Below are 18,994 nucleotides of genomic sequence, written 5' to 3'. Positions count from 1 at the left end.
GCTGGAGCCCCCTTAAAATAAAGCATGGCCTCATAAAGTGTTTCCGCAAGGGGAGTCCAGTCATCCGTGGGGGTGGTGTTCACCGCATCGATTAACGCCTGTCGGTTGGTGACCGATCCTGTAAAAATGGCATCCATATCTTTTAATTCGGCGGTATAGGTGGGCCCATGGGTATTGTCCGTAATAAGCCCTCCACCCGAAGTGTTATTAAACTCCATTACGCCGAATCGGACCCCCTGAGTGGAACCAATAATATTGGTCACCACCGATTTCGCCACATCGATTTTTTTCTGACTCGCCCCAGAGGAAACGTTCCAATTGACAAAATTTCCTGTTCGAAAGGTACCCAAATTGGCAAATTTGGATTGGCAGGTTCCCTGTGAGGAAAGAAAACCAAAATAATTACCGTTGGTCAATAAAGCACTCTTTGCAGGACAGGAGGCAAGAATGGTGTTTACATCACTAATATGCTCCACCCATTTTCCTTCCACCCCGAACCCAACCTTCTTATACACCGCATTACTGATACAAGGGCTGTTCCCTCCACCACCACAGGAGACGGTGTCCGGATAGGGAGAGGGGCCTGGAGGTGTGTCGGTTGCGGTATTGGGGTCATATGGATCACCCATATTAGCCAAGGCATCCATACTTATCGAGCTATCAAAGATAAAAAGAACGTTGGGCTGATAGGTTGCTGATGAGCCCCCGTAGATATCAATATCCTCCGCAAACGGAGCGCTGGAGGCCCAACCCAAAAAACCCAAAGAAACTAATAAAATGGCTATTTTTTTCATTTTAGGTACCCGACCCTTTCACTAAGATTTTTCCCATAACCTGGGATTGCTGTTCCTGAGCTCCGTCCGCGGTCCCGCAAACGGTTCCACGAACGAAACCTCTTCCGGTGGAAGTAATCGTGTAATAATCGGCTTTATGCGTTTTCACACTGGTACCGGAACCCACAGGGGGGGGTCCACTGGCCATAAAGCTAACCGCTCCTGTGGCATCGGTATCATTGGAACACAGATCGATCCCGGCTCTTGGAAAGCCTCCTGGATAACTGGACCCCTCACCAGCGTAACTGGTTTGATTAAAGTAATTACTATCCTGGAATACGTAATTGATCCCTCCTTCGGATGCAAAGAAGGTTTGGCGCCCTCCTTTAAAATTGCCCGAAAGAATGATTTCATCGGAGGAGGTAAGAAGCCCTGAAAGACCCATAAAAGTTAGAATCACCAGAACCAACAATACCAAAATCATGGCAATTCCCGAATCGTTCTGAATCGGCTCTAGAAGCGTTTTTATCTGAGTTTCTGTCTTAATTTTTTTAATGGATGATTTCATTTTCCTTCCCCAGTTGATAATCATAATTCGAGATTTCTGACTTTAACGATGGTGGACAATTGCCTGGTTCTCGCTGCCCCCCCGATCTGTGAAACATCCTTAGTGGTCCCAGAGGAAATGGTGATCCGCACTGCCCGGATGTCCAAGGAATTGGCTGGAGGCACGGCGGTCTCCGTCCCCGAGCTGGAAATGTAACTAAATTGCAAATCCTGAATATTCTCCGCCAGCGTGACCCCGTTTCGACGAAGAGACGTACCCACCAGGTCATAGGTCACTATAAACGGGGGGTAGACCACCATATCACCCGGCCGAAGAACCGCACTATCCGGGGCAGGGGTATCCAAGGGAATTTCTGCTGGAGGACCCGGCAGTGGACCACCGGCGCTAATGGTGTGAGAACTGATCAGTTCTTTTGAACCGGGCCTTAAAATATTAACCACCCCGCCGATAAAACCATTAATCGATTGGACATAAACCTTGGTGGCTCCCCCATCCACCACTAATCCCCCACTGGGGACCAGAAAAGTGGAAAACCCATTGGTAATACTGAAGCTAATAGAATCCGGATTACTGTTGGTGCATGCGGGGGCGGCGGGGCAGAGCGGAATTACACCTTTGGGAATATCCGCACCGGCCCTCCGAATTTCCGCTGCTATCATATCCATGGCCACACGGATATCCTGCTGCGCCTCGGATACCTCCTCCTGAATTAAATACCCCTTTTGTTGATTGACCACCATTTCAAAAATCCAGATCATGGACACGCCCAATATAACCACCACCACCATCATTTCAATTAATGTAAATCCAAAAGAATTTTTTAATAAGGACTCGGATCCACTGAATTTATTTTGTACCTTTAATTTCATCTTCATATTTCCTCTCTCAATCCCTTATGGGGCCGCCCGCCCGGTAAAAACCACCGAATGGTTTCCGTTATCCACCCAACTGACCGTCAGATCAATCCGTTTGAGACCCACCACCGGTGTATCGTTGGTCACTGTATACTGTCCGTTAAAGGTCACACCGTTCACGGTGGCTGGAAAATAATTGGCACCCCCTAAGGGAACGCTAATCACACCGTTATAGGTCCCCGCAATGAGTTGTGGATCATTGATCGCCAAAAGTTTTATCCGTTCCATCAACCTTTCGCCAAGGGCTGCTGCCGTACTCATCTTGTATCCATTGGTATTGGCACTAATGGTCGCAAACTGCATTCCTGCAAGCATCAAAACACCAATCTCAAGAATCACCAGTGCGATTAAAAGCTCCAACATTGAAAACCCTCGTTCATTGAGGATCTTCATCTTTCCGTTTAGCAATTTAGCCATGCGGCACCTCCCCACCTCCAACATCGGACCCGACCCACTAAATTGACCGAAATGGCAATGTTCTCACCCCTAGCGTTGGTCAAGTAGACCTCTCCTGCTTCATCCGGGGTTCTATTGGTTTGAAAAGTCACATCATTTCCTCCAAAGGTAAATGGCGCTCCCCCAATGGCCACACCCCCAACATCGATGGTTCCATTCCCGGGTGCCCCTCCACCGCTCACACCAAAGAAAATGCCAACTGGCAAGGGGACAGGGGTCCCATCTCCCAAGTTATACCGATCGCTAACTGGGGCGGCATTATCCGTAAAGGTAATGGTCCGATTGGCATTTCGGGTCACCGCAATTTGAGCGTCCTTCCTCATGGAAGAGATGAGTTCTCTGGCTGCGGTGTTGAGCCGATAATGATCCATTTGAGAATTCATTAAACCAAAGGCCATAATTGTCAAAACCCCCAAAATTGCTCCCACCACCATGATCTCGATAGCGGTAAATCCTTCTTGATTTTTCATTCAAACCTCCAAATCAACATCTGGGCCAAATGAAAATGCAATGGAAATGCCAAACTTCCAAATTAAATGGGGTGTCTATGAAAGGCTCAAATATTCAAAAAGTTAGGAGAGTTTTGAGGGAAAGACAAAAGGTAAGAAAAGGGGTGAAATCAGGTAATGGGCTACCGAATTATGTAATAGACTACACAATTTTAAATTCTTTTTTTTTAAGAATCCTTTTTTTAAACAAAAGGACAAGGTGGCCGGTTTACGGGTTATCCTAAGATGGATGAGTAATTGGAGGGAACTGCTGTTGGATAAAAGAACTATTCGTCTAATTCCTGGGTGACCCGAAGGATTTCTTCAAGAGTGGTTTTCCCTTCCAGGGTTTTTCGAAAGCCCTCTTCCCTCAAACCGACGAATCCCTGTTGAGAAGCCACCTGTCGAATTTGACTGGATGAGGGCTTGGTGGCAATTAGACTCCGAATGGCATCATCAATCATCATCATTTCAAAAAGGCCCAATCTTCCTTTATAGCCGGTATCACGGCATTCCTGACATCCTTTGCCCTTCACCAACGTAATTTCATTTTTGTCTTCCATGGTTACCCCCGTTGATTTAAAACCACCCATGGAGGAAAGGGGAGCACGGTAACTGGTTTTACATTGAGGGCAAACCGCTCGAACCAATCGTTGCCCAATTACACATAAAAGGGAAGAGGCTACCAGAAAGGGCTCAACACCCATATCCACCAAGCGCGCAATGGCCCCCGGGGCATCATTGGTGTGAAGGGTGGACATAACCAGATGACCCGTTAATGCAGCCTGTATGGCAATGGTTGCCGCTTCTTTATCCCGGATCTCTCCCACCATCACCACATCCGGGTCCTGGCGTAAAATAGACCGGAGGCCATTGGCAAAAGTCACCCCAACCTTAGGGTTGACCTGAACCTGACTGATTCGGTTCAATTGGTATTCCACCGGATCTTCAATGGTGACAATATTTTGTTCAACCGCATTCATACCATTTAAGGCAGCATAAAGTGTAGTGGTCTTTCCACTTCCGGTAGGCCCGGTAACCAAGATCAAACCATAGGGCCTTTTCACAATCTTTTTAAACCGGTTGCAGGTATCCGGTGAAAACCCCAACTCCTCAAGACGGAGAAGGGACCCTCCTTTTTCTAAAAGCCTCATAACGATTTTCTCACCATAAAGGGTAGGGAGGGTTGAGAGCCGAATATCAACCTCTTTATCTTCTACTTTGGTCTGGTACCGTCCATCTTGAGGAATCCGTTTTTCGGCAATATCCAGATCCGCCATTATCTTGATTCGGGAGGCCACCCCTGCGTGCAAATGCCGGGGGGGGGCCATAACCTCCCGGATAACCCCATCGATCCGAAAACGGATCCGTAAAACCTCTGATTCGGGCTCAATATGGATATCGCTGGCTCCTTCTTTGACTGCCTTGGAAATGATGGAACTGACCAATTTAATGACCGGAGTATCCTTAGCCATCTGCTCCATAGAAACCTGTTGGTTTTCTTTAGGAACACCCCCTTGAGCGGTAATGTCCCGGATGGCCTCCTCCATGGTTGCCGTCCCGCTGTAGTAACGTTCAATGGCACGGTCCACATCGGCTTCCGTACTCACGACGGAGACTACCTCCAACCCCGTTTCCTGTTTAATATCATCAATCGCAAACACGTTCAAAGGGTCCACCATGGCAAGGGTTAATGCGCCATCCTTTTTGTATACCGGGATAACCCGGTGCCGCCGGGCAAGGGCTTCGGGAATTTTCTGCACCACCTCTGGGTCAAAAAGGGTATTGGATAAAACCATGTGAGGAATTCCCATCTGCTTTCCAAGAACCTTGATAATATCCTCTTCGGTTACAAACCCAAGGGTTTTAAAAATACTTCCCACACGACCCCCGCGCTTGCGCTGCTCTTTTAAGGCTTGTTCCAGCTGCGCAGGGGAAAGGAGTCCCTCGGCGATCAGCATCTCTCCAAGCATTTTTCGTTTTTGTCGCGGTTGGGGTATCATCGTGATAACAATAACCTTTCCATTTTCAGAGGCTTCAATTTTTCAGTAAAATGTTTTTCAAAATGATTTTTTTGCGGTTGGAAAAACCATTGATCCCAGGATTAAAAATGGACACCGATTAAAAGTATAACCGGGGATCCAAACCCTGTCAAAATAAAGAAAATAAGGTAGAAAGAGGATGCGAAAAGGAGGGGAACCTGAAAAGGGGGCCTACTTCATGATTGGACGAAAAAAGTCCACAGTTTTCTCCAACCCATGAAAAAGGGAAACCCTGGGAGACCAATCCAGATCTTTTGCCAACTTATCGAAACTCAGGACGCTTCTTTTTTGCTCGCCCCGTCTTTCAGGACCATGTTGCTCCTTAACAGAGGCCCCGGTGATTTCATTTATAATTTGAAAAAGCTGATTGACGGAGGTTTCTATCCCAGTTCCCACATTAAAAATACCATTTTTTGAATTATTTAGAACAGCCATATTGGCCTCCACCACATCTTCCACGAATACGTAATCCCGGGTCTGATTTCCATTACCATTAATTAAGGGCTGTTCCCCCTTAAGCATCTTTTGAGCAAAAATAGCAACCACCCCAGCCTCGCCAAAGGGATCTTGGCGGGGTCCGTACACATTGCTGTAGCGAAGACTGGTATAATCCAAACCGCTGTTTTTTTGATAAAAATAAAGGTAATGCTCCCCTGATAACTTGCTCACCCCGTAGGGGGAAAGGGGTTGTGTGGAACACTCTTCGGTGGTAGGAATAACCGTTTGTTCTCCATAAATGGCTCCCCCGGAGGAGGCAAAAATAATCCTTTGGGTCCCTGCTTTAACCCCATTTTCTAATACATTTAAAAAACCGAGAATATTGACATGGGCGTCAAAAAGGGGATCGGCCACGGATCTTCGGACATCCATTTGTGCCGCATGATGGCTGACCACCTCCGGCCGCTCACGCTTAAAAACCTTTTCCAGTTTGGGGCTAACCACATCCATTTTATAAAACTTTGCCGCCCGGTTGAGATTTTTCTTTTTTCCGGTGGAAAGATTATCCACAATAGATACTCGATGGCCTTCTTCTACTAGTCGATCCACCAGATTGGAACCGATAAAGCCGGCACCTCCCGTCACCAAAATTCTCATGAACACTCCCCTTATAGTTCGCTATTCGTTTTTGATCGGTCCATTTCCAAAAACCATTGTATAAAACCCTTCATCCCGTCTTCAAAAGAGGTTCGGGGGAAATACCCCAATACCTCCCCAGCCCGTTTCACATCCGCATAGGTTAAAGGAACATCTCCGGGTTGCTCCGGTAAAAATTCGATTTGAGCTTTTTTACCGAGCAATGATTCAATCTTTCTAACCATTTCAAAAAGTGTAACGGTTTGCGATTCGCCAATATTTAAAACCTCAAAACCGCTTTTCCGGTCTAAAGCCCGAACCACCCCATCGATGGCATCATCGATATAGGTATAATCTCTTCGGCTCTTCCCCCCCCCATAAAGAGGAATGGGCTTTCCCTCGTGGATCAGTCGTGTAAATTTATGGATCGCCATTTCGGGCCTTTGGCGAGGTCCATACACGGTGAAAAACCGCAGACAGGCCATGGGAATTTTATAAAGATGGTAGTAAGTATAGCATAAAAGCTCCCCGGCTTTCTTCGTTGCCGCATACGGGGAAATGGGATAATCCACCCGGTCTTTTTCAGAGAAAGGAACTTCCGAGCGGCTTCCATAGACGGAAGAGGAGGATGCAAAAACGAAGTTTTTAATTTGAAATTGTTTTGCCATTTCCAGAAGGTTCAAAGTCCCCCGGACATTCACCTCTTCATATACCAGGGGCTCAATTAAGGACGGTCTCACCCCTGCTCTAGCAGCCCCATGGAAAACAAGGTCAAAGGAAAACTCTTCAAAAAGGCGTTTCAGCAGGGTTAAGTCCCGAATATCCCCCTCCACCAGTGTGAAGGTGGACTGATCCAACAGGTTCTTCAAATTGATCCGTTTTAAATTGGGATCATAAAAAGGATCAAAGTTATCCAGGCAAACCACCTCCAAACCCTTGCCCAAAAGCCGCTCCATCAGATGGGAACCAATAAAGCCTGCTCCTCCTGTAACCAATACCCTATTCATTGTTTTCTCGTTTTTTTTTTGCGTAAATAAAAAACTCCTGATTTCCTTTTTTTCCTTTTAAAACAGAAGGCACATACCCGCCGGTTTTAAAACCGGTTCCCTCCAAAAACTGCATTATATCTTCAATGACATTTTTTTGCTTTCTCTCCGAGCGAATAACCCCTCCTTTCTCCACCGCCCCTTTTCCCACTTCGAATTGAGGCTTGACCAAAACCAAAAGCTCCCCCTCATCCTTTAGGAATTTTATTAAATAGGGAATCACCTTCTTCAAGGAAATAAATGAAACATCCACCGTGATGAGATCCATATCGGAGGAAACTCGCTCCCTTGTTAAATCCCGAACATGGGTTCGCTCCAGGACAATGACCCGGGGATCATTTCGAAGGGACCAGTCCAGTTGACCATATCCTACATCCACGGCATACACACAGCGAACACCCTGGGACAATAGGCAATCGGTGAAACCACCCGTAGAAGCCCCCATATCCATAGCCACTTTTCCTTTTGGATGGACCCCAAAACCTTTCAATGCCCCCTCTAACTTGAGTCCACCTCGACTGACAAAGGGGTTGGCCTCCTCAAGAATCGAGATAGGGTCTTTAGAGGAAACCAACGTTCCTGCCTTAACCATCGGGGATCCTCCCACCAAAACCTTCCCAGCCAGAATGAGCCCTTGAGCCCTTTGACGGCTCGGAACCATTCCCCGATCAACCAAAACACGGTCTAACCGCTCTTTTTGGGAAACTCTTTTTTTTTCTGAAACTTTTTTCATTCTGAATCAGTCTGGCTTAATCCCAATGATTCGGCTTCATCCAGACGAAAAGGTTTTAGTTTTACCTTCCCGTCTTTTTCTTTCAAAAGAATTTCAACCTTTTTTTCGGCATCATCCAATATTTTTAAACAGCTTTTAGAAAGCTTAACCCCCTCCTCAAAGACCTTTAAGGATTCTTCAAGGGAAAGATTTCCTTTCTCGAGGGCATTCACAATTTGCTCAAGTCGTTTAACCGCTTCTTCAAATTTGATTTGTGCCATTTTCCCTCATTTCATCCCGTGGTTAAACTGAAAAACCAACGAATTATGTTAAATCTCCCTTTGGGGGTTCTTCCCCTAATTTTCCGGTCACTACTTTTTCCGCTCTGCAATAAACCTCCCCCTGGAAAAGCTTTACTTTGATCGGATCTCCAGGGCGAATATGTTCGGCACGCCTTAACACCTGGTGGTCAGGAAGACGCCACGTGATGCTATACCCTCTCTCCAACACAGAAAGGGGGCTTAGGGCATTGAGTCTTGCAAAAAACTCCCCTGCAATTTGCTTTTTCCCCACCAATCGGTTTTGCATCTGATCCTCAAGCCGTTGAATCCACAGGTTCAACGTTAAAGAGGATCGGTGAATCACCTCCACAGGGTTCAGGTGTCTCAATCCCTGCTCTAAATTCATCAGTTTTCTTTTCCTCTCCAACATCAAATGATGAAAACCCAGACGGAACCGCCCATCCAATTCATCCAACCTCTGTAAAAAACCTTCAATTCGGAGCCGGGGATCCATTAAACCACCCTTTTGCTCTTTCAAACGCCCCTTACAGGCTTCCAAATGAATACGTACCCCGTGTGTCAAGCGAACCAGAAATGTTTGGAATCGTTCCAACCATTCTTCCCGACTTTTGCTGACCATTTCTGCCGCAGCAGAAGGGGTCGGGGCTCTCAGGTCTGCCACAAAATCCGCAATGGTAAAATCTGTTTCATGTCCCACCGCCGAAATGATGGGAAGTTGAGAGCGAAAAATGGCCCTGGCCACCACCTCTTCATTAAATGCCCACAGGTCTTCGATGGAGCCCCCTCCCCGTCCCAAAATAATCACATCAATGCCACCCATTTGATTCAAATCGTCTAAAGCCTGGGAAATTTCTTTGGCAGAACTTTCCCCTTGAACTCGGACCGGAACCAGAACAACCCGCAGACCGCCCCGCCGCCGCTCCAAAACATTTAAAATATCCCGAACCGCAGCCCCTGTGGAAGAGGTAATCACGCCAATGGTTTGGGGGAAAATGGGAAGTGGTTTTTTCCGCCCCTCCTCAAAGAGGCCTTCCCGGGCCAATCTTTCTTTCAGTTCCTCAAATGCCAGTTGAAGGGCCCCGATTCCTTTCGGCTCCAAATATTCCACAATGACCTGATAGTCTCCCCGGGGTTCGTACACCGAAAGCCGCCCACGGCAAAGAACACCTTGACCATCTTTAGGGGAAAACTTCAAAAAACGACCCATGGAGCGGAACATCACTGCCCGAACCTGGCTGTTCTGATCCTTCAGGGTAAAATAAAGGTGACCGGATGAAGGCTGTTTCATATTGGTAATTTCGCCCTCTACCCAGATATCCCGAAATTGTTCTTCCAGGGAATTCTTAATCAAGAGGGTCAGTTGGGTAACATTGATAATTTTTTTTCCAGCCATATCCATTTTCGATTAAACCGTATCGCTTAATTGGACCCGTTCAATAGCCAAACCCCGGCCTGTTCGTTCATCCACTTCAATCATCACCCCACATAACAAAGCAGGACCCGAAGCCACCTTGAAACGGTGAGGCATATGGGTTAGAAATTTTTTAAGGGCCACATCTTTTTGGATTCCAATAATGGAATCGGTGGGCCCGGTCATTCCGACATCGGTGATATAAGCGGTACCTTTTGTTAAAATTTTTTCGTCCGCGGTCTGGACATGCGTATGGGTTCCCACAACGGCACTCACCTCTCCATCGAGAAACCATCCCATGGCCTGTTTTTCAGATGTGGCCTCCCCGTGTATATCGACCAAAATCACTGGGGTCTCCGAACGCAATTTTTCCACTTCTCTTTTTGCAGTTCGGAAGGGACAATCCAGGGGGGGCATAAAAACCTGGCCCATCACTTGTAAAACCCCGACCCGAACGGAATTTCGGGCTTCAATAATGACTTTACCTTCCCCGGGTACCCCTTCCGGATAATTCGAAGGGCGAATGAGTCGTTTTTCCTTACAAATGAATTCTTCAATTTCTTTCACATCCCATATATGATTTCCCATGGTAATGGCATCTACCCCCCATTCAAAAAATTCTTTTACAATTCTCGGGGTAATACCAAAACCACCCGCTGCATTTTCCCCATTGAGAACAACAAGATCAATTCCCCGTTCAGGAATCAAAGAACTCAGGTGTTTTTTCACAACCAAGCGACCCGGTTCCCCCATGACATCCCCAATAAAAAAAATTTTCATCGGCTACCCGCTCAAGTTGAAAACCAAAAAAGTATTTCCATTCATAAACCAGGATAAGAACAAATCTGTAGATAACAAAAGGGAGCCCAAAACGGGCTCCCTTTTCTTTGTTACAACCAATCCATTTAATTAAATAAAACAGGAAACCAGGCCCATCAAACGCCCCGTTTTTTATCTTAAAAATTTCCCGAACCTAAGGGGTTACAAGACAAAACCCTCGAAACCATTGGCCGTTTCTCTTCCGTTCGAGAAGGGGTGTATTTTTGTGCAGAGAGAAAATGAATTTGGTTGATTTTATTCAAATTTCCCCCCACCTTTGCCGTGGAGGCAGAAATTTTTGAACCTGGATCACCAGGTGGGCATCCTGATGGGAATTTTAGGCTTCCCTTTTTTTCTCCCAAAAGGCAGATAAGGGCATGCACACCACTCCCAGAACTGGACTCCCTTTTTTAATTCATTGGCTCAAAATTCCCAACCTCACACGGACAATGCAGGGGAAATGTTATTACGACAGATCTTGAGCCAAGCATTAAGTGGATGGAAGTCTAACAAACCAAAATCTAAAATTCAAGGAGAAAAATGATTAAATAATACAATAAGTTCAGATATCCTGCCTCGTTGACGACCTACAATAAATTTGTTAGACTTCAAAAGGGGAAAATAATATGAACGGGCGCGACCAAATCCAGGTCCTTCAGGATAACATAGAGCAGGTTATTAAAGGAAAAAGTCAGGCCATTAAACTTTCGATAATTACCCTTTTGGCCAAAGGACATCTCCTCATTGAAGATGTTCCCGGGGTTGGAAAAACCACCCTCGCCCATGCCCTGGCCCGGTCTTTGGACTGCTCTTTTAAAAGAATTCAATTTACCAGCGACCTCCTGCCCTCCGATATATTAGGCGTTTCTATTTACCACCAACAAGCCCATGAGTTTGAATTTAAACCTGGGCCCATTTTTGCGAACATCATTCTCGCGGATGAAATTAACCGGACAACCCCAAAAACTCAAAGTAGCCTTTTGGAGGCCATGAATGACGTTCAAGTAACTGTTGAAAATAAAACCTATCCTCTTCCCAAACCGTTTATGGTCATTGCCACCCAAAATCCAATGGAGCATTACGGCACTTACCCCCTTCCGGAATCACAGTTGGACCGGTTTATGATGCGGGTTCGCATTGGTTATCCTAATTTAGAAGCGGAAAAATGGATCCTCATGAAAAATCACTCCCAGTTTTCCCTGGAGGAAATCCCCTCGGTCATCACAAACGATCAGGTTCTCATTCTTCAAAAAGAAGTGGAGGGAGTTTTGGTGGAAGAAAGCTTGGTCCAATATCTCCTAGAAATCATTTCGGCCACCCGCCAATCCGACCGTCTGAGTTTAGGAGCCAGCACCCGGGCCGCCATGTCCCTATTTCGAGCCGCCCAATCCCATGCTTTTGTCTCCGGAAGGGATTACTGCATCCCCGATGACATCAAAATTCTTGCTCCCTCAGTTCTTTCACACCGCGTCATTATCCAATCCTTTGAAACATCAAAAAATCCAACCCAGGAAGCCGAGGAAATCATTCAAGCCATTCTTCAACACGTGGCAGTACCTCTTTAAGGGGTTCCCTCCATGGCCACCCACAAAAAGGAAAACCCATTAAAGAAAAGTCCTAAAAATTCCACCCGGTTTCGAATTGCCTACCGAAACCGCTCTGTAAAATTTACAAAGGAAGGCACACGGTTTGTCCTTCTGACCCTTGGGGTTGGTGTGGCAGCCATAAACACAGGGAATAATCTCCTATACCTTATTTTGGCCATGATGCTGAGTTTTATTATTGTCTCGGGTATTCTCTCCGAGCAATGCATCCGAAAAATTAGGATAAAAAGAAAGATTCCTTCTCCCCTTTATGCAAATACTCCGTTCAAAGTGGATCTGGAGGTCCGAAATGGAAAAAAGTTTTTTCCCTCCTTTTCCCTTCAATTACACGATACCCTTCAAAACAATGAGAATTGCCCTTCCACCTATTTTTTTGTGTTGGGTCCCCACCAAGAAATTCAAAGAGGTTACTCCCTGGAGTTGCCCCAACGGGGACTTTATCGTTTTGAAAGCCTTTCGCTGAACACCCGTTTCCCTTTTGGGTTATTTATCAAAACTCTGACTTACCCTTTAATTGATGAGATCGTGGTCTACCCACAAATTGAACCCATTTCCCCTTCACTGAGCCCCTTTTCTTCCAAGAAAGACGAGATGGAGGTCAACAAAAAAGGACATGGGACCACGCTTTATCAATTAAGAGAATTCCAGCATGGCGATGACGCCCGAACCATTCACTGGAAAACCTCCGCACGTCACGGAAGACTCCTGATCAGGGAAAATGAAACAGAAGAGGAAAAAAGGGTTATTCTCGTATTTGATAATCGCCAGGGAAAGGAATTCTCTCAAAAAACCGCCCATCTTTTTGAAAAAGGGGTAACCCAGACGGCCTCCCTCGCTTTTTATTTTATCCAAAAGGGATATGCCCTGGAACTGGTGACGGCGAATTCCCATTTTCCCTTTTCCAAAGGGGCCCAGCACCTCCACAAAATTTTACACTACCTAGCCCTGGTCACCCCACAAACAAAAGACACAATGGAAGAAAACCTTCTCAAAAGCAGGGGAAACCCACAAGATTACCGCTTTTTAATCCTGGGGATTGGGAAATCCCTTTGGAACGGAAAAGAGCACCAATTTACTCAAATTTTAAATGCATCCTCTCCCCTAAGAGGGTAACCCGTGAAACTTTCGTTCGCATTTCGAATCGGTTCATACTTACTGGCCCTGTCCGGCTTTTTCTCTATCATTTTAACGGGGAATCTTCCCCCACTCATCGTGATTCCTGGTTTAATGGCTTTTGGAATTAACCTGGTTCAACTCCTTACCGGGGGCAATGCACTTTTTTCCAAACGGACCTGGTACGGAATGACCCTGGTGGTTTTTATTCTCTTCGTCGTTGATACCTTATGGATTTCCCGTTCCATCCTGCACTCCACCACTCATTTTTTGATCTTCCTGATGATCAACAAACTGTTTAACCTATCCACCGCAAAAGATTATTTACAACTCTATCTGATCAGTTTTTTACAACTTCTTGCAGCTTCGGGCCTTTCCCCTGGCTTTTCTTATGCAGTTTCTTTTTTATTATTTCTGATTTTGGCAGTCTGGACCCTCATTCTGTACCATCTCCAACGGGAAGTGGAACTACAGGAAAAACACAGAAAAACCCTTTCCCTCGACGATCAATTGGCCATCCCCGGGCAGGAACATGGACTGGAAAGGGTCATTACCCTTCCATTTTTTACGGTCACCAACATCATCGCAGTTTCAGCCTTTACCTTAGCCTTGCTGCTTTTCTTTTTGATCCCCCGAATTGGCACTGGAATGTTTCACCAGGGGAATACCGAAACGGTAAAGGTATCTGGTTTTTCCAATTCCGTGAGACTGGGAACCATCGGACCCGTAAAATTAGATCCTACGGTGGTCATGAGAGTGGTCATTTTAAAGGAAGGAAAAAACTGGAAAAGCCCTCTCTATTTGCGGGGAACCGCTTTTGATTTTTATGATGGCCTCACCTGGAAGAAATCCCTTTCCCCCAATTTTCCGTTATACAAAAACGATCAGGACGAATTCCCAATCACCAATTATAAAAACAACGCAGTTACCATTCATCAGGAAATTATATCCGAACCCCTGGACACCCCCATTCTTTTTGCACTCTCTGATGTAACTGCCGTTCGCGGACCGTTTTCAACCCTTTATACCGATTCGCTGGGAACCCTCTCCCTGCCCTTTACACCCCTCTCCCGGTATTCATACAGTGCCACTTCTAAGCTTCCGGTTAAACCTGGCCCAAAACAGATTTTTTCTCAGAATAAAATTCCTTCCGACATACAAAAGTTCTATCTCCAACGGCCCAGAACAATGGACCGGATTCAAACCTTGGCGAAAAACGTGACCTCGGGATTCCAAAGTCCTTTTCAGCGGGCCACTTCCATTGAAAACTTTCTTAAATCCAATTATAGATATTCCCTGGATATCCCAGCCTCCACTTTTAATCACCCCATTGAAGAGTTTCTTTTTAACCGAAAAACTGGCTATTGTGAGCATTATGCTTCGGCCATGGTTCTCATGCTGAGAACCTTAGGCATTCCGGCTCGCATGGTGAGCGGTTTTTTACCCACCGAATGGAATGATTACGGAAACTATTTTACGGTACGCCAAAGAGATGCACACACCTGGGTTGAGGCTTACTTGGGGGGGTTTGGATGGGTCTCCTTTGATCCCACTCCCGCAGTAGGGCTTCCCGTGGGATTTAAAGCTTTTTCAACATTGGCCGATTATTTTGACACCCTTCGCCTCAAATGGGACCGCTATATTATCCAATATTCATTTCGGGATCAGGCCACCATGGTCAAAACCCTACGAGACAATGCAGAAACATTCCAAAAGAAAACCCAGGATTTTTTTAAAGACCTGCTTGCTGGATTTCGATCACTCACCTTTTCATCGGATCAGAAGGGCGGTTTTCCCTATTTTCTGCCCTTCTTGGGAATTATAATTACCGCAGGGGCCCTTTTTCTTTTTTATAGGTTAAAAAAAGGAAAACCTCAGGAACAAAACCCCCAGGAAATTTTGAAAAAGAAAAGTAAGAAGGTCCTTCCCCTCTATATGAATATGTTAACCCTTTTACAAGAACATGGGTTTTATAAGGAAAACCACCAAACACCCTACGAATTTTTACGTACCATGAGACTTCAAGAAAGTCCCCTTACCCAAACCGCAACCGAAATCACACAGCTTTATATCAGCATTCGTTTCGGTAGGCTTCCCTTTTCATCAGAGGAAAAATTCCGGATTTCAAACCTTTTAGCCCATCTCCAAAAACAAGGAAACCGATTAAAAGGAGAGAGAACAGGTCAAAAAGACAGTCCGAAAATCATTCAAGAGTAAATTTCCCAAATTAATTACCAATGGTCTTTTCTAATTAAAACCTTCAATTTCTTTTAAAGCTAACGTGGGTTCTATTCGATTCCAATAAATAATATGATTCTCAAAAGACTTGAAAATCAAATCAGCAAAATCAATTCTGAGGGCTGGGTGATCCCTCAATATAAAAATTTTTCTTTTTCAAACATCCCCTTAGCCATCCGCTCTTTATTGGAGGGCACCACAACTCCGCATCCCCTTTCCGGAATCCTTGACCAAGCAGAAATCAATGGAAAAAATTCAAAAAAAGTAGTCCTTTTTTTGCTGGATGGGTTTGGGTATCTTCAATGGTTAAAATATGCCCAACATTATGAGTTTCTCGAAAGGGTCACCAAAAACGGTGTAGTTGCCCCCATCACAACGGTGTTTCCATCCACCACCGCAGCAAGCCTAACCACCATTCATAGCGGTTTAACACCCCAGGAACATGGTTTACCTGAGTGGTGGGTCTATTTCGAGGAAATCAACAAACTGGTGGCAACCCTCCCTTTTTCAGCAATGGGTGAGGAGGGTCCCGATTCCCTTCTAAGATCTGGCGTTGACCCCAGCCTTTTATTTGATGGGACAACCCTTTACCAAACTCTTAAACAATCCCATATTTCCTCTTATACTTTTATTAGAAATAGTTATGCGAAAAGCGTTTATTCAAATCTGGTCCATCGGGGAAGCGTTACCGTCCCATACATTAACGCCTCTGATCTTTTTGCCAATTTAAGAAAAAAACTATTTGAAACCACCTCCAAAAATCTCTTTTATGTGTATTGGGACTCCATTGATTCCATTTCACATCGTTACGGACCTCATTCTGAACCTTATTTGGCTGAACTCAACAGTTTCACCTATTTACTTCAAAATGAATTCTTGGAAAAAATTCCAAAAGGGGCCGCTCAAGAGGTTTCAATTATGGTTACCGCCGATCATGGGGAACTCAATGTTGATCCGGAAGAAACCATCTATTTGAACGCTTTCCCGGAAATCGTCAGTAATTTCCGGTGTGGCCCAACAGGTGAGAAAATACTCCCTTGGGGAAGCCCTCGGGATATTTACCTGGCCATTCAGGAAAAAGAAATCCCTAACACGGTTCGTATTTTAAGTGAACGATTACAGGGAAAAGCGAGAATAAAATTATCCCTTGATGCGGTGAAGGAGGGACTATTTGGAAAAGGAGTTCAACACAAACAATTTAAAAGCCGAGTGGGGGATATCCTCATTCTTCCCCTTGAGAACCACACCATTTGGTATGAGCATATCCCCGGGAAAAAGTTCGGATTCTATGGTGCCCATGGAGGGTTAACACCCGATGAAATGCTGGTTCCCTTTGCCGTAGCAAACCTCTCCAAACTTCTTTAATTTAACACCCTAAATACCCCCCCAACATAATTACCAAAGTCTGGGAACCAATCCCGCAATCCCGATAACCTACCATAACCCATGAGAAGGGTGCGTCATCATCTTTTACGGTTCGAAGTCTTATGGTTTCTGAGGTGTCGGAAAATTTAACACCCCAATAAAAATTAACAACCTATTGAACTAACTAACATTTTTAACTTATTGGGTTAAAAATTCATCTTTTTAAAGGCTCCATTACTTTTTTAGTGTCGAAAAATTTTACAATTCCTCTTTCGTTCAATTTTTTAAAAAGCATAACCCATTGAATTTTTTAAAATTTATATTTTGGCAAAAGAATTGCTTATATTTCCCCTTGAAAAGGAGGTAACACTTACATGGGAAAGATAAGATTGTTTACAGCGTTCATAGCGATCGCACTTTTAGTTGGGCTTAACCATTCCAATGCATTTGCGGTCCCCATTGTTTTTAATTTAGGATATGGCGGGACGGTTTCCTACGGCGGGGGTCCAGCCCCTTTAACAACCTCAAATGGCTTGGTCACTTCGGTCGGCAATGGAACCACAACCACAAGCATTACCGGCGGGGCCCTTAATTTTACAACGGGTACTTTGAACAGCCTTTCCTTAAGCTCTCCTTTTGAATATAAGTTCAACTCCGGTGGAAGCCTTTCCATTAACGGAAACGCTGGTTCCGGCTCGGCTGTTTTAATGACCGGGAATTTCGCTGATATTACCACTTTCAGTTGCTGTACTGGTGGGGGAGGTACCTATACTTCTTCCTTTTCGGGACTTTTAAATATTAACTACGTGGATCCCAATTTAGCCAACCTTTTGGCATTTAATCCTCCCCCTAATGGAGGGTCTATCGCCCAGGTTCAAATTTTCTTCGGAACCGCCCCAACAGCCGGAGCGGCATTTTCGGGAACTCAAGCAGGTGGAGCAATCACTGCGAATGATACGGCCTCCGTTCCTGAACCCACTAGCTTGATTCTTCTTGGGGCAGGTTTAATGGGTTTTGCTCTTGTCGGAAGGAAACTTAGAAAAAACACCCTTTCCTGAATTTAATAAATTTCCATAATTCCGTTCTTTTTTAATGACCCGGTAAGGTTTTTACCGGGTTTTCTTTTTTTAAATGAGAAAGAGGGGTACCGAATTTTTGTGCTTGATAGATGGTGTTTCCTGCTGAAATAGCATAAAAGGGGGTAATGGGACATCCTGCCGAACGAAGGGCCTGAGCCACCCAAACATTACAGGTTTTAAAAAGGTGGAATTTTTCTTTCGCCATATAAAAACGGCTGTTTTTATAAAGACCTTGGCCCAAATCCACCGGATTACCCATTTCCTTTCTTAAAAAAGTATTGTCAATATAACCAATGAGATTTTCAAAACCCTTATTGGATAAATGGATTTCAATGATTTCGCTCTCAGGGAAGAAATTTTCTATTGAGCCGTTGAACCCAACAACATGCAAAACACTCTGAGTAGGCCAAAGACCAGCTTTAAGGGTTACCCAAAAACCTGGGTCAGACATAGGGTAATAATCTCGGTCCCCCCAACCCACCTCCAGGTATTGAAAATCTGAGAATTGAGCCTTCTCCGGAAAAACCCCCGTAGGAATCTCTTTTATCTGAATTACAATTCCAGTGTGCCAATCATTATGGTTTAATAAATAAATAGAATGAAAAGGTTCATCCGGTTGTGGGGGATATAACTCCTCGATCGGTCCTGCGCACCCCGTCCATATAAAAACCACCATTAAATATAATCCAAAATATTTTTTATCCTTCTCCATCGTTTAGGAAAGATCCTATTTTTTTAACTTACCGGTTTAAATACATTGGCCCCAGGAAATACTTTTTTTGGAAATTCTGGGGTTCCTGGGTAAGAATATTTAGGTTTTGGATGAAGGTTTTGTTTGATATCCGCTAAATAGAGTCTGTATTTTAATGCGCATTTAGATTGAACTTGGACAGAGGGAACCGCCATGGTGCGCAGATGTCCGCCTGTTTTCGCATCTTCGAGTACGCTTCATCAACATTCGTTGACTTTTCCCCGTTTTCATGGGCGATT

Annotated in this window: 18 protein-coding genes and 1 other RNA gene; 5 read left to right on the top strand and 14 right to left on the bottom strand. The window is 45.0% G+C overall.

The genetic code is table 11. The features are described from left to right. The 13 genes from VGB26_04220 to ssrS form a co-directional block, all read right to left on the bottom strand. On the bottom strand, window positions 1-794 hold a 794-nt coding region (locus tag VGB26_04220; GenBank protein HEX9756989.1), incomplete at its 3' end, for a hypothetical protein. Between the two features lies 1 nt (window position 795). Continuing rightward, window positions 796-1,341, bottom strand: a complete 546-nt coding sequence (locus VGB26_04215; GenBank protein ID HEX9756988.1) for a PilX N-terminal domain-containing pilus assembly protein — start codon at window positions 1,339-1,341, stop codon at window positions 796-798. Window positions 1,342-1,361: 20 nt separating this feature from the next. Beyond that, window positions 1,362-2,210 carry a prepilin-type N-terminal cleavage/methylation domain-containing protein gene (locus tag VGB26_04210; GenBank protein HEX9756987.1) on the bottom strand — a complete coding sequence of 283 codons (849 nt, stop codon included), beginning with the start codon at window positions 2,208-2,210 and terminating at the stop codon, window positions 1,362-1,364. Between the two features lie 24 nt (window positions 2,211-2,234). Further along, a complete protein-coding gene (locus VGB26_04205) occupies window positions 2,235-2,672 on the bottom strand; it encodes a prepilin-type N-terminal cleavage/methylation domain-containing protein (protein ID HEX9756986.1) in 438 nt (145 codons plus the stop codon). Continuing rightward, the gene (locus VGB26_04200; GenBank protein HEX9756985.1) at window positions 2,657-3,181 is read right to left on the bottom strand and encodes a prepilin-type N-terminal cleavage/methylation domain-containing protein; all 525 of its coding nucleotides are present in this window, start codon (window positions 3,179-3,181) and stop codon (window positions 2,657-2,659) included. Before VGB26_04200 ends, VGB26_04205 begins: the two co-directional genes overlap by 16 nt. Before the next feature lie 305 nt (window positions 3,182-3,486). Further along, window positions 3,487-5,202 (bottom strand): type II secretion system ATPase GspE, encoded by a 1,716-nt coding sequence (gene gspE / locus VGB26_04195; GenBank protein HEX9756984.1) that lies wholly within the window; start codon window positions 5,200-5,202, stop codon window positions 3,487-3,489. Between the two features lie 210 nt (window positions 5,203-5,412). Next, the gene (locus VGB26_04190; protein HEX9756983.1) at window positions 5,413-6,336 is read right to left on the bottom strand and encodes an NAD-dependent epimerase/dehydratase family protein; all 924 of its coding nucleotides are present in this window, start codon (window positions 6,334-6,336) and stop codon (window positions 5,413-5,415) included. A gap of 11 nt (window positions 6,337-6,347) precedes the next feature. Continuing rightward, entirely contained in the window at window positions 6,348-7,322 is a 975-nt protein-coding gene (locus VGB26_04185; protein ID HEX9756982.1) for a GDP-mannose 4,6-dehydratase, read from the bottom strand. Beyond that, complete coding sequence (locus VGB26_04180) at window positions 7,315-8,094, bottom strand: TlyA family RNA methyltransferase (protein ID HEX9756981.1); 780 nt, start codon at window positions 8,092-8,094, stop codon at window positions 7,315-7,317. The genes VGB26_04185 and VGB26_04180 overlap by 8 nt, the downstream gene beginning before the upstream one ends. Continuing rightward, complete coding sequence (locus VGB26_04175) at window positions 8,091-8,354, bottom strand: exodeoxyribonuclease VII small subunit (protein HEX9756980.1); 264 nt, start codon at window positions 8,352-8,354, stop codon at window positions 8,091-8,093. Before VGB26_04175 ends, VGB26_04180 begins: the two co-directional genes overlap by 4 nt. A 43-nt stretch (window positions 8,355-8,397) precedes the next feature. Further along, window positions 8,398-9,774: an exodeoxyribonuclease VII large subunit gene (xseA, locus tag VGB26_04170; protein ID HEX9756979.1), complete on the bottom strand. Its 1,377-nt coding sequence runs from the start codon at window positions 9,772-9,774 to the stop codon at window positions 8,398-8,400. A gap of 6 nt (window positions 9,775-9,780) precedes the next feature. Further along, window positions 9,781-10,566, bottom strand: a complete 786-nt coding sequence (locus VGB26_04165) for a TIGR00282 family metallophosphoesterase (GenBank protein ID HEX9756978.1) — start codon at window positions 10,564-10,566, stop codon at window positions 9,781-9,783. Window positions 10,567-10,869: 303 nt separating this feature from the next. Continuing rightward, window positions 10,870-11,066, bottom strand: a non-coding RNA gene (gene ssrS / locus VGB26_04160) — 6S RNA. A 165-nt stretch (window positions 11,067-11,231) separates the two neighbouring features. On the opposite strand from ssrS, the gene VGB26_04155 reads away from it, so the two are divergent. The 5 genes from VGB26_04155 (at window position 11,232) to VGB26_04135 (ending at window position 17,983) form a co-directional block, all read left to right on the top strand. Further along, window positions 11,232-12,170, top strand: a complete 939-nt coding sequence (locus VGB26_04155; GenBank protein HEX9756977.1) for a MoxR family ATPase — start codon at window positions 11,232-11,234, stop codon at window positions 12,168-12,170. A gap of 12 nt (window positions 12,171-12,182) precedes the next feature. Further along, window positions 12,183-13,322, top strand: a complete 1,140-nt coding sequence (locus VGB26_04150; protein ID HEX9756976.1) for a DUF58 domain-containing protein — start codon at window positions 12,183-12,185, stop codon at window positions 13,320-13,322. Window positions 13,323-13,325: 3 nt separating this feature from the next. Next, complete coding sequence (locus tag VGB26_04145; protein ID HEX9756975.1) at window positions 13,326-15,539, top strand: transglutaminaseTgpA domain-containing protein; 2,214 nt, start codon at window positions 13,326-13,328, stop codon at window positions 15,537-15,539. A 147-nt stretch (window positions 15,540-15,686) separates the two neighbouring features. Beyond that, complete coding sequence (locus tag VGB26_04140; GenBank protein HEX9756974.1) at window positions 15,687-16,925, top strand: alkaline phosphatase family protein; 1,239 nt, start codon at window positions 15,687-15,689, stop codon at window positions 16,923-16,925. A gap of 374 nt (window positions 16,926-17,299) precedes the next feature. Next, the gene (locus VGB26_04135; GenBank protein ID HEX9756973.1) at window positions 17,300-17,983 is read left to right on the top strand and encodes a PEP-CTERM sorting domain-containing protein; all 684 of its coding nucleotides are present in this window, start codon (window positions 17,300-17,302) and stop codon (window positions 17,981-17,983) included. 31 nt (window positions 17,984-18,014) lie between these two features. Here the strand turns inward: VGB26_04135 and VGB26_04130 are convergent, their stop codons facing one another. Next, window positions 18,015-18,716 (bottom strand): DUF2459 domain-containing protein, encoded by a 702-nt coding sequence (locus VGB26_04130; protein ID HEX9756972.1) that lies wholly within the window; start codon window positions 18,714-18,716, stop codon window positions 18,015-18,017. Window positions 18,717-18,994: the final 278 nt, after the last annotated feature.

The organism is Nitrospiria bacterium (genome assembly GCA_036397255.1).
In the GTDB taxonomy this organism is placed as follows: Bacteria; Nitrospirota; Nitrospiria; order DASWJH01; family DASWJH01; genus DASWJH01.
Note: the sequence above shows the minus strand (reverse complement) of the source record. Positions and strands in the feature narration are given on the sequence as shown.

Coding starts and splice junctions, on each gene's coding strand:
- VGB26_04215 (HEX9756988.1), bottom strand. CDS start 1,341: ATGAAATCATCCATTAAAAAAATTAAGACAGAAACTCAGATAAAAACG.
- VGB26_04210 (HEX9756987.1), bottom strand. CDS start 2,210: ATGAAATTAAAGGTACAAAATAAATTCAGTGGATCCGAGTCCTTATTA.
- VGB26_04205 (HEX9756986.1), bottom strand. CDS start 2,672: ATGGCTAAATTGCTAAACGGAAAGATGAAGATCCTCAATGAACGAGGG.
- VGB26_04200 (HEX9756985.1), bottom strand. CDS start 3,181: ATGAAAAATCAAGAAGGATTTACCGCTATCGAGATCATGGTGGTGGGA.
- gspE (HEX9756984.1), bottom strand. CDS start 5,202: ATGATACCCCAACCGCGACAAAAACGAAAAATGCTTGGAGAGATGCTG.
- VGB26_04190 (HEX9756983.1), bottom strand. CDS start 6,336: ATGAGAATTTTGGTGACGGGAGGTGCCGGCTTTATCGGTTCCAATCTG.
- VGB26_04185 (HEX9756982.1), bottom strand. CDS start 7,322: ATGAATAGGGTATTGGTTACAGGAGGAGCAGGCTTTATTGGTTCCCAT.
- VGB26_04180 (HEX9756981.1), bottom strand. CDS start 8,094: ATGAAAAAAGTTTCAGAAAAAAAAAGAGTTTCCCAAAAAGAGCGGTTA.
- VGB26_04175 (HEX9756980.1), bottom strand. CDS start 8,354: ATGGCACAAATCAAATTTGAAGAAGCGGTTAAACGACTTGAGCAAATT.
- xseA (HEX9756979.1), bottom strand. CDS start 9,774: ATGGATATGGCTGGAAAAAAAATTATCAATGTTACCCAACTGACCCTC.
- VGB26_04165 (HEX9756978.1), bottom strand. CDS start 10,566: ATGAAAATTTTTTTTATTGGGGATGTCATGGGGGAACCGGGTCGCTTG.
- VGB26_04155 (HEX9756977.1), top strand. CDS start 11,232: ATGAACGGGCGCGACCAAATCCAGGTCCTTCAGGATAACATAGAGCAG.
- VGB26_04150 (HEX9756976.1), top strand. CDS start 12,183: ATGGCCACCCACAAAAAGGAAAACCCATTAAAGAAAAGTCCTAAAAAT.
- VGB26_04135 (HEX9756973.1), top strand. CDS start 17,300: ATGGGAAAGATAAGATTGTTTACAGCGTTCATAGCGATCGCACTTTTA.
- VGB26_04130 (HEX9756972.1), bottom strand. CDS start 18,716: ATGGAGAAGGATAAAAAATATTTTGGATTATATTTAATGGTGGTTTTT.